This is a genomic window from Saonia sp., from assembly GCF_056326165.1.
Window position 1 is genome coordinate 117,322 of sequence record NZ_JBWFBN010000011.1, and the last position, 9,043, is coordinate 126,364.

Sequence of the window (9,043 nt, forward strand, 5' to 3'; positions counted from 1 at the left end):
TTGGTACTTTCGCAAAAACCCTCTCCAATTAATGAAAACAGAACCTAAGACTAGTAATGATATTTCTTTCAATGATTTTAAAGCACAAATTCTTAAAGATTATGAAATAGCTGTCACAAGTAGGGAATGTAGTTTGTTGGGCAGACGAGAGGTTCTTAGTGGAAAAGCAAAGTTCGGAATTTTTGGGGATGGAAAAGAATTACCTCAACTGGCAATGGCTAGATCCTTTAAGAATGGTGACTTTAGAAGTGGGTATTATAGAGATCAAACTTTTATGATGGCATTGGGTCTTTTAACACCAAAAAGTCTTTTTCATGGACTATATGCAACTACAGATATAGAAAAGGAGCCTATGAGTGCAGGTAGGCAAATGGGTGCCCATTTTGTTACGCATAGTCTTAATGAAGACGGTAGCTGGAAAAATTTGACCGAGCAAAAAAATAGCAGCGCAGATATTTCTTGTACTGCTGGGCAAATGCCTAGATTATTGGGATTAGCGCAAGCTTCCAAAGTATATCGCGAAATCAAAGATATTGATGCAACAAAGTTCTCCGAAAACGGAAATGAAGTTGCTTGGGGCACCATTGGTAATGCAAGTACTAGTGAGGGTCATTTTTTTGAGGTTTTCAATGCAGCTGGTGTGTTGCAAGTTCCTATGGTTCTTAGTGTCTGGGATGATGAATATGGTATATCTGTACCAGCAAAATACCACACTACAAAAAGTGACATTTCCAAAATACTAGAAGGGTTTAGAAGGGATGAAGATGATGCTGGTTATGAATTGATAAAAGTAAAAGGATGGGACTATACGGCATTAATCCATGCCTATGAAAACGCATCGGATATGGCTCGTGAAGAACACATTCCCATACTTATTCATGTAACAGAATTAACCCAACCCCAAGGACACTCAACTTCTGGGTCTCATGAAAGATATAAGTCAGAAAAAAGATTGGCATGGGAAAAGGAAAATGATTGCAACAAGCGTTTCCGCGAATTTATTATAGAGAATAGCATTTCCACAGAGGAAGAATTGTTGTCCTTGGAAAAGAAAATAAAAAATGAAGTTCGTATTGCCAGAAAAGAGGCCTTAGAAGAGTTTTTAGCCCCACATAAGAAGAAGCAAAAGGTTTTGGCCCAGTTATTGGAAAAAGTAGCAGAAGTAAGCCCTAACAAAGTTTTCATTAACAAAATAAAGAGTGATCTTGTTTCTTTAAAAGAACCTCTAAATAAAGATTTAGCATCCTGCTCCAGAAAAGCTTTAAGATATCTTTTAGAGGAAAACTCTCCAGAAAAAAAAGTGCTGCAAAATTGGACAACAAATTTTCTAAATAAAGTGCAGCCCAAATACAGTTCCCATCTCTATAGTGAGCTACCAAATAAAGCTACCAACATTGTCGAGGTAAAACCAACATATGACAAAACTCCAGAAAAAGTGGATGGTAGAATTGTTCTAAGGGACAACTTTGATGTTCTTTTTTCTAAATATCCAGAACTTATGATTTTTGGTGAGGATACTGGAGCTATTGGGGATGTAAATCAAGGGTTAGAAGGGCTTCAAAAAAAATACGGAAAGACAAGACTAGCAGATACAGGAATACGGGAAGCTACCATTATTGGTCAAGGAATTGGATTGGCCTTAAGAGGATTACGTCCTATTGCCGAAATTCAATATTTAGATTATATTTTGTATGCTCTACAAACATTGAGTGATGATTTAGCGTCATTACACTACAGAACTGTGGGTAAACAAAAAGCTCCTCTTATAGTTAGGACTCGCGGACATAGATTGGAAGGGATATGGCATTCTGGATCGCCCATGGGAGGCCTAATTCATTATCTAAGGGGAATGTATATTTTATCGCCTAGAGATATGACAGTTGCTGCAGGGTTTTATAATACTTTGTTGAAAAGTGATGAGCCTGCACTGGTAATAGAAAGTCTAAACGGTTACAGGTTAAAAGAAATTATGCCTAATAATCTAGGTGAGTTTTGTACTCCAATAGGAGTTGTAGAAACCATTAAAGAAGGTACTGATATTACTTTGCTTTCCTACGGTTCTACTCTTAGGATTGTAATGGAAGCTGCTAAAGAATTAAGAGAGGTAGGAATTGATGCAGAAGTGATTGATGCTCAAAGCCTATTGCCTTTTGACCTTAAGCATGATGTTGTAAAAAGCATTCAAAAAACAAATCGTTTGTTGGTGATAGATGAAGATGTTCCAGGTGGATGTTCTGCATATCTTTTGGGAGAGGTTATGGAAAAACAGGGTGGTTATCAATATATGGACAGTCCACCGCAAACACTAACCTCTAAAGCTCATAGACCAGCTTATGCAACTGATGGAGATTATTTTTCCAAGCCCAATGAAGAAGATATTTTTGAAAAAGTGTATGGTATTATGCATGAGGCAAATCCTGTTGATTACCCTGCACTGTTTTAGGTTAACGCAATATTAAATAAAATAGAAAATCCCGCCAAAAGCGGGATTTTTAGTTCATATATGAAAGAACTTAATTAATTTTTAATCTCTGTGTCTATTTCTTTAATGGCTGGAGTAATGGGGTTGCCATCCGCATCAATTTCAATAATAGCATCAAAACCAAGTTCATCTAATTTAGAAGCAATTTTGGCTCTATCACCAACCATAAACCAATTAACTGCTTCTGGCTTTACAACTTTGTTACTTACATTCTTTACATCATTTAAAGACAAGTTCCTTACTTCATCGTCATAGCCTTGATAGTAATCATCTGGCAATCCGTATTTAACAATATTTATTACAGAGCTATTTACAGAACTATTTGTCTCCCATTGCCCAGGAAGACTTAAAATTTGATTGGTCTTAACCTTATCCAATTCAGCTTGGGTTGCAGGTCTTGTACTGGTAAACTCAGATATTTCTTTTCTTAACTCAGTAACAGATTCTGCAGATTTATCAGTTTGCACAGGTGCATACAACAAAAACAGCCTCTCCTGTTTTGCTCCCATAACAAATCCACTTGCTCCATAGGCCCAATGTTTATCTTCTCTAAGGTTCATATTGATTCTTGATGTAAAATCCCCTCCCAAAATACTTACCATTTGTTCCATGGCTATTTGAGAAACATCACCATACTTCTCTGTTAAATGTCCGGCAAGTATCAATGATTGTGGGGATTCTGGTTTATCCATTAAGTATAACGTGTTTTTAGAATTCACCTGAGGCTTGTTAAAAGTTATGGTAGGTATGGTCCCTTTTTTCCACTTCCCTAAAGATTTATTCAATTTACTCGTCAATTCAGACAGCTCAACATCTCCGGTTACAACTAAAGTAGCATTGTTAGGTTTTATCCATGTATCGTAAAAGGACTTAACGTCCTCTCTTGTAAGTTTGGATACCGTCTCTTCATAACCAGTACCGGTATAGGGGTTACTATATGGATGTCCCTCTCCATATAAATATTTGTTCATAACCCTTAAAGCCATAGAAATAGGCTGTGATTTTTCCTTCTTAATATTATTTATTTGTTCCTCTTTTAAGCGGTTAAACTCACTTTCTGGAAAGGCAGGATTCAGAATAACATCAGCAAATAAATCTAAACTTGCGTCCAAACTAGGTTTTAAGGTGTTCATTGAAATATGAGACATATCCTGATTGGAATATGCGGATAAACTAGCTCCTAAAAGTTGAAGTTTCTCATTTATTTGTAGAGAGTTCATCTCTTTTGTTCCTTCATCCATCAAATTCATGGCCAATGATGCTGTTCCGGGAGAAGCCAAATAATCAGTTTTATATCCTGCGTCCACCATAAGGTTCATTACCACTGTAGGTACCCCTTTTCTTTGTGCTAAAACTACATTTAAGCCATTGGAAAGCTTTGCACGTTGCAATTCTGGAAATTTGGACTTTTTAGGCTCCCCAACTTCAGGTAATTTAGAACGGTCCACGGTAGTTTTCTCAACTGCATATTCTGGAAATGGGTTACAAACCAATATATGCTTGCCTTTGGTTAGCCATTTTTCAGCAGTAGCTTTGATATCTTCTATTGTTGCATCCTCTACATATTTCAATACGGTCTTATAATAGGAAGCATCTCCAAAATATGTCTGGTTAGACGCCAACCTATCCGATGTTCCACCAAAACCACCTATACGTTCTAATCCTTTTATAAAGTTGGCAAAGTAAGCTGCCTTGACTCTTTTGAGCTCAGCTTCAGTGGGTCCATTTGCTATTAAATCATTTATTCCTTGTAATAACTTTTCTTTAACCTCTTCTGCATCACCTCCGGGTTTTACATTGCCATACACAATAAATCCACTAGCTATTTCCCTAGAGTATTGAAAAGACACCACGGAGCTTGCGATTTGGTCTTCATACACCAGCTTTTTGTACAATCTGGAGTTTTTACCACTTGTTAAAAGTGCAGAAATCAAATCAAAATGGATATCCTCTTTATGTCCATATTGTGGGGTATTCCATGCAAATAAAATTCTAGTTTCTGGTACCCTATCTTGGTAAACTTGATAGGTATCACCATTATGGACAGGAATGTTTACTTCCTGACGCTCAATAGTTGGTCCAGATGGTATATCACCAAAATACTTTAATACTCTTTGATAAATGTCCTGAGGCTCTATGTCGCCAGCAATAGCTACAACTGCATTGGCTGCACCATAGTATCCAGAAAACCATTCTTTAACATCTTCAACAGTAGCAGCGTTAAGGTCTTCCATTTCACCAATAACAGACCATGAATATGGGTGCCCTTTTGGATACATGGCTTTGGTAAGGTAATTGAACTGTTGTCCATATGGGTTGTTCTCTCCTTGTCTTTTTTCATTCTGCACCACGCCACGTTGTTCATCTAACAGTTCTTGTTTGATGGCTCCTAAAAAATGTCCCATTCTATCGGATTCTAAAAATAACACTTGGTCTAAAGCAGCCACGGGTACATTTTGAAAGTAATTTGTTCTATCGGAATTTGTAGTTCCGTTTACATCTGTACCGCCAATTCTTTCTATTGCCTGAAAATAATCATCATTAAAATTCTCACTACCGTTGAACATTAAATGCTCAAAAAGGTGCGCAAAACCACTTTTGCCAGGCTTTTCATTTTTTGAACCTACATGATACCAAACGTTCACAGCAACAATAGGTGCTTTATGGTCTTCATGTACCAAAAGAGTCAAACCGTTGGGCAGTACAAATTTTTCGTGCGGGATATCAATATCAGAAGCTTTAAACTCAAAGCTTTGAGCCATTATATTTTGGCCAGCCAATACAGATAATAGAAATAAACAAAGTAATTTTTTCATGATTGATGTCTTATTTTAAATTAGTCACGTAAATATATGTATTTAAGTTGTTTCCCAATAATCTTAGTGTTCTTTGTAAAATAAAATATTTAAAAAAGTAGTCCTATTCTTTCTAGCCGTAGTAGCTAGTTTAAGTAGTTTCTACACAATTTATTTTATTAAAAAAAATTGATACCTTTAAGCAACCAAAACAAAACCCCTGAAAAATGAAAAATTCTTTAAAAAATGATGTTGGTCTTGCGATTCTAAGAATTGCGCCTTCAATAATGCTAATGACACACGGAATTGGTAAATTCCAGAAATTAATTAGTGGAAATTTTGAATTTGGAAACCCCTTAGGAATTGGAGAAGCTCCCTCGCTTTTTCTTGCAGTTATTGGGGAATTCATATGTCCAATTCTAATTATTGTAGGCTATAAAACTCGTTGGGCCGCTATACCACCTGCAATTACAATGTTGGTTGCTGCATTGATTGTACATAGTGCAGACCCATTTGGAGTAAAAGAAAAAGCGTTACTATTCCTAACCTTTTTTATAGCAATATTTTTATTGGGTCCAGGAAAATACAGTATAGATAAAAAATAATCTATACAATCTTTACCAAAAGCTCTTTTAACAAATCGGCATGGGATGTATTGGATGCCCCTACGCCTTTTCCTTTTAAATCTAGTTCTCTAAGTTGAGAAATGACTTGGCTTACTTTCTTCATTGGGTAATTCCTTGCTGCAGTTTGGAATTCTGAAACAAAAAAAGGATTTACTCCCAGAGTGGAAGCCACATTCTTTGATGAATGGTCACTTAACCCATGATATTTCAGTAATTGGGTGAAAAAAGTATTGAGTAATGTAATGGTTACAACAAAAGGATTGTCCTTAGGGTTTTGGGCAAAATAATTGATTATTCTTGTGGCTTTAACCACATTTCGCTCTCCTATAGCTTTCTTAAGTTCAAAATTATTGTAGTCTTTGCTTATTCCTATATGCTTTTCTATGGTATCAGGTGTTATTTCAGTTTCTTTAGGAACTACCAATTGTAGCTTCTCCAATTCATTGTTTATTCTACTTAAATCGGTTCCCAAAAATTCAACTAACAAAATAGCCGCTTTGGGTGTAATCTTGTATCCTTTTCCTTGTAATATTCTTCGTATCCAATCAGAAACTTGATTTTCATATAATTTTTTACTTTCAAAAAGAATTCCATTTTTTTTAACCGACTTATACAGCTTCTTCCGCTTGTCCAACTTTGCGTACTTATAGCAAAGGACTAAAACTGTAGACGTTTGGGGTTGGTCACAATAAGCAGTTAGATTTTCAATAGTTCGGGATAAGTGTTGTGCTTCTTTTACAATAACAACCTGTTTTTCAGCCATCATGGGATATCTCTTGGCATTACTAACAATATCATCTACACTCACGTCCTTTCCATATAGCACCATTTGGTTAAATCCACGCTCTTCTTCAGTCAAGACATTCCTTTCGATATATTCTGCTATTTTATCAATATAATAGGCCTCCTCACCCATTAGAAAATAAACAGGTTTAATTTGGCTGTTCTTAATATCGGTTACTATTTGTTTAACTTCATCCATCCAAAAAAAATCATCAAATTTGTGCTATGCAGTCATTGAACTTTCCAGCATACAACTTTAGATTCAAAAATAGCGAAAATAAAGTCCAGATATTTGATGTAATCCGTAAAAAATTTGTGGTTTTACAGCCAGAGGAATGGGTGCGTCAACATGTACTTCACAATTTAATTGAGGAAAAAAAATACCCTAAATCACTCATTAATGTAGAGAAGCAGCTAAAAATCAATAATTTAGTAAAAAGGTATGATGTGGTTGTGTACAATACGGATGGCAGCATTCATATTTTGGTTGAATGCAAAGCGCCAGAAATTAAAATCTCACAATCAACATTTGACCAAATTGCTAGGTACAATATGCAATTACAAGCTGAGTATCTTATGGTGACCAATGGATTAGAGCATTATTATTGCAAATTAAATCCACAAGAAGAAAAATATACTTTTTTAAGGAAAATTCCTGATTTTAGCCGTTAATTTGCTACCGTTTTGAAGATAGCTATTGTCATACTTAATTGGAACGGTGCAGCACTGTTGGAAAAATACCTTCCATCGGTGTTAAAATATTCTGATGATGCTGATATTTATGTAGCAGACAATGCCTCAACTGATTCCTCCATTGCTTTTTTAAAAAAGCATTATCCTACTATTGAAATTATTCAAAACAAATCTAACGGCGGCTTTGCAAAAGGATATAATGATGCACTACAAGATGTAATGGCAGATGTGTATTGTTTATTGAATTCGGATGTAGAAGTGACCGATGGTTGGCTTACTCCCATTAAAAAAGCTTTTGTAGAAACTCCCGAAGCAGCAATTGTACAACCAAAAATTTTAGATTATAAAAAGAAGGAATACTTTGAATATGCTGGTGCAGCAGGTGGTTTTATAGACCAATTGGGCTACCCTTTTTGTCGGGGGAGAATTTTCCAGGCATTGGAAGAAGACAATGGACAATACAATGATATTAAGGAAATATTTTGGGCAACAGGAGCTTGCATGTTTATTAAAAGTGGCCTGTACCATTCCCTCAAGGGTTTTGATGAAGATTACTTTGCGCACCAAGAAGAAGTTGACCTATGTTGGAGGGCAAAAAATGAAGGATACAAAGTATTTTATGTGGGTACAAGCTGCGTATATCATTTAGGTGGTTCAACGCTTAGCAACATGAATCCAAAAAAAACATTTCTTAATTTTAGGAATTCTCTTTACTCCATTACAAAGAACCTACCTAGAAGAAAAGCTTTTGTAATTATTTTTATACGTCTTTTATTAGATGGTGTGGCCGCAGCAAGGTTCATTTTTCAATTAAAGTTCAAACATTGTATGGCGATCCTTAAAGCCCATCTTAGTTTTTATCGTAACTTTATGAAAATGTATAGAAAAAGAGAAAAGGTTAATTTCATCCAAAAATATTATGCTACGAAGTCCATAGTATGGTCTCATTTCGTACATCAAATAAAGAATTTTAACATTTTAGTAAAAGATTAACGGATTGGTAAAATAAAGCATATGCTTTTTACATAATTTTGAATCTATTATCAGACTTAAACCAATAAATACAATAATTAAATTTAAACTCATTATGAAGAAAATTATTCTAGGCTGTTTGGGAGTTACTCTTTTGTTGTCCTCGTGTGTATCCCAAAAAAAATATGCAGCATTGGAGGCTCAACAAAAAGAAACCCAAGATTTATTAAACTCTGCTACTGTTAAACTAAACGACTGTTTAGAAGACAAGGCATCGGCCACCGCAAGATTGCAAACATTAGAAGATCAAAATGCTTTCTTAAAAGCAAACAATCAAGAGCTAATAAATAATATGGGAGATTTAACTACCCTAACAACAAAAGGTGCTGAGAATCTAGAAAAGTCTTTGGAAAGCCTTCAAGAAAAAGATTTGACCATTAGAAAATTAAACGATGCCATCACTAGAAGGGATTCTGTTAACCTTTCATTGGTACAAAGTTTAAAAGGTGTCCTTGGAAATTTAGATGACGAGGATATTGAAGTAAGTGTTGAAAAAGGTGTTGTTTTTGTATCTATTTCTGATAAATTATTGTTCAGCAGTGGTAGTTACAACATTACTAACAGAGCTAAAGAGGTTTTGGGCAAAGTTGCCAAAGTGGTCAATAACAAACCAGATTTTGAATTTATGGTTG

At 35.4% G+C, this 9,043-nt stretch carries 7 protein-coding genes; 5 read left to right on the plus strand and 2 right to left on the minus strand.

Annotation, left to right across the window (positions count from 1 at the left end; translation table 11 throughout):
- Positions 1-31 precede the first annotated feature (31 nt).
- Positions 32-2,443, plus strand: coding sequence for an alpha-ketoacid dehydrogenase subunit alpha/beta (locus AC000W_RS11210; protein WP_474748360.1), 2,412 nt, complete (start codon positions 32-34; stop codon positions 2,441-2,443).
- A 74-nt stretch (positions 2,444-2,517) separates the two neighbouring features.
- On the opposite strand, the gene AC000W_RS11215 is transcribed toward AC000W_RS11210, so the two are convergent.
- Entirely contained in the window at positions 2,518-5,298 is a 2,781-nt protein-coding gene (locus AC000W_RS11215) for a M16 family metallopeptidase (RefSeq protein WP_474748361.1), read from the minus strand.
- Positions 5,299-5,504: 206 nt separating this feature from the next.
- Between AC000W_RS11215 and AC000W_RS11220 the strand changes: the two genes are divergently transcribed.
- Entirely contained in the window at positions 5,505-5,882 is a 378-nt protein-coding gene (locus AC000W_RS11220) for a DoxX family protein (protein ID WP_474748363.1), read from the plus strand.
- A gap of 1 nt (position 5,883) precedes the next feature.
- Here the strand turns inward: AC000W_RS11220 and holA are convergent, their stop codons facing one another.
- Positions 5,884-6,885, minus strand: coding sequence for a DNA polymerase III subunit delta (gene holA / locus AC000W_RS11225; protein WP_474748364.1), 1,002 nt, complete (start codon positions 6,883-6,885; stop codon positions 5,884-5,886).
- Between the two features lie 26 nt (positions 6,886-6,911).
- Between holA and AC000W_RS11230 the strand changes: the two genes are divergently transcribed.
- From AC000W_RS11230 to AC000W_RS11240, 3 genes are all read left to right on the plus strand, one after another.
- Entirely contained in the window at positions 6,912-7,358 is a 447-nt protein-coding gene (locus tag AC000W_RS11230) for a type I restriction enzyme HsdR N-terminal domain-containing protein (RefSeq protein ID WP_474748366.1), read from the plus strand.
- 12 nt (positions 7,359-7,370) lie between these two features.
- Positions 7,371-8,372: a glycosyltransferase family 2 protein gene (locus AC000W_RS11235; RefSeq protein ID WP_474748367.1), complete on the plus strand. Its 1,002-nt coding sequence runs from the start codon at positions 7,371-7,373 to the stop codon at positions 8,370-8,372.
- A gap of 94 nt (positions 8,373-8,466) precedes the next feature.
- On the plus strand, positions 8,467-9,043 hold a 577-nt coding region (locus AC000W_RS11240), incomplete at its 3' end, for a hypothetical protein (protein ID WP_474748369.1).

Coding starts and splice junctions, on each gene's coding strand:
- AC000W_RS11210 (WP_474748360.1), top strand. CDS start 32: ATGAAAACAGAACCTAAGACTAGTAATGATATTTCTTTCAATGATTTT.
- AC000W_RS11215 (WP_474748361.1), bottom strand. CDS start 5,298: ATGAAAAAATTACTTTGTTTATTTCTATTATCTGTATTGGCTGGCCAA.
- AC000W_RS11220 (WP_474748363.1), top strand. CDS start 5,505: ATGAAAAATTCTTTAAAAAATGATGTTGGTCTTGCGATTCTAAGAATT.
- holA (WP_474748364.1), bottom strand. CDS start 6,885: ATGGATGAAGTTAAACAAATAGTAACCGATATTAAGAACAGCCAAATT.
- AC000W_RS11230 (WP_474748366.1), top strand. CDS start 6,912: ATGCAGTCATTGAACTTTCCAGCATACAACTTTAGATTCAAAAATAGC.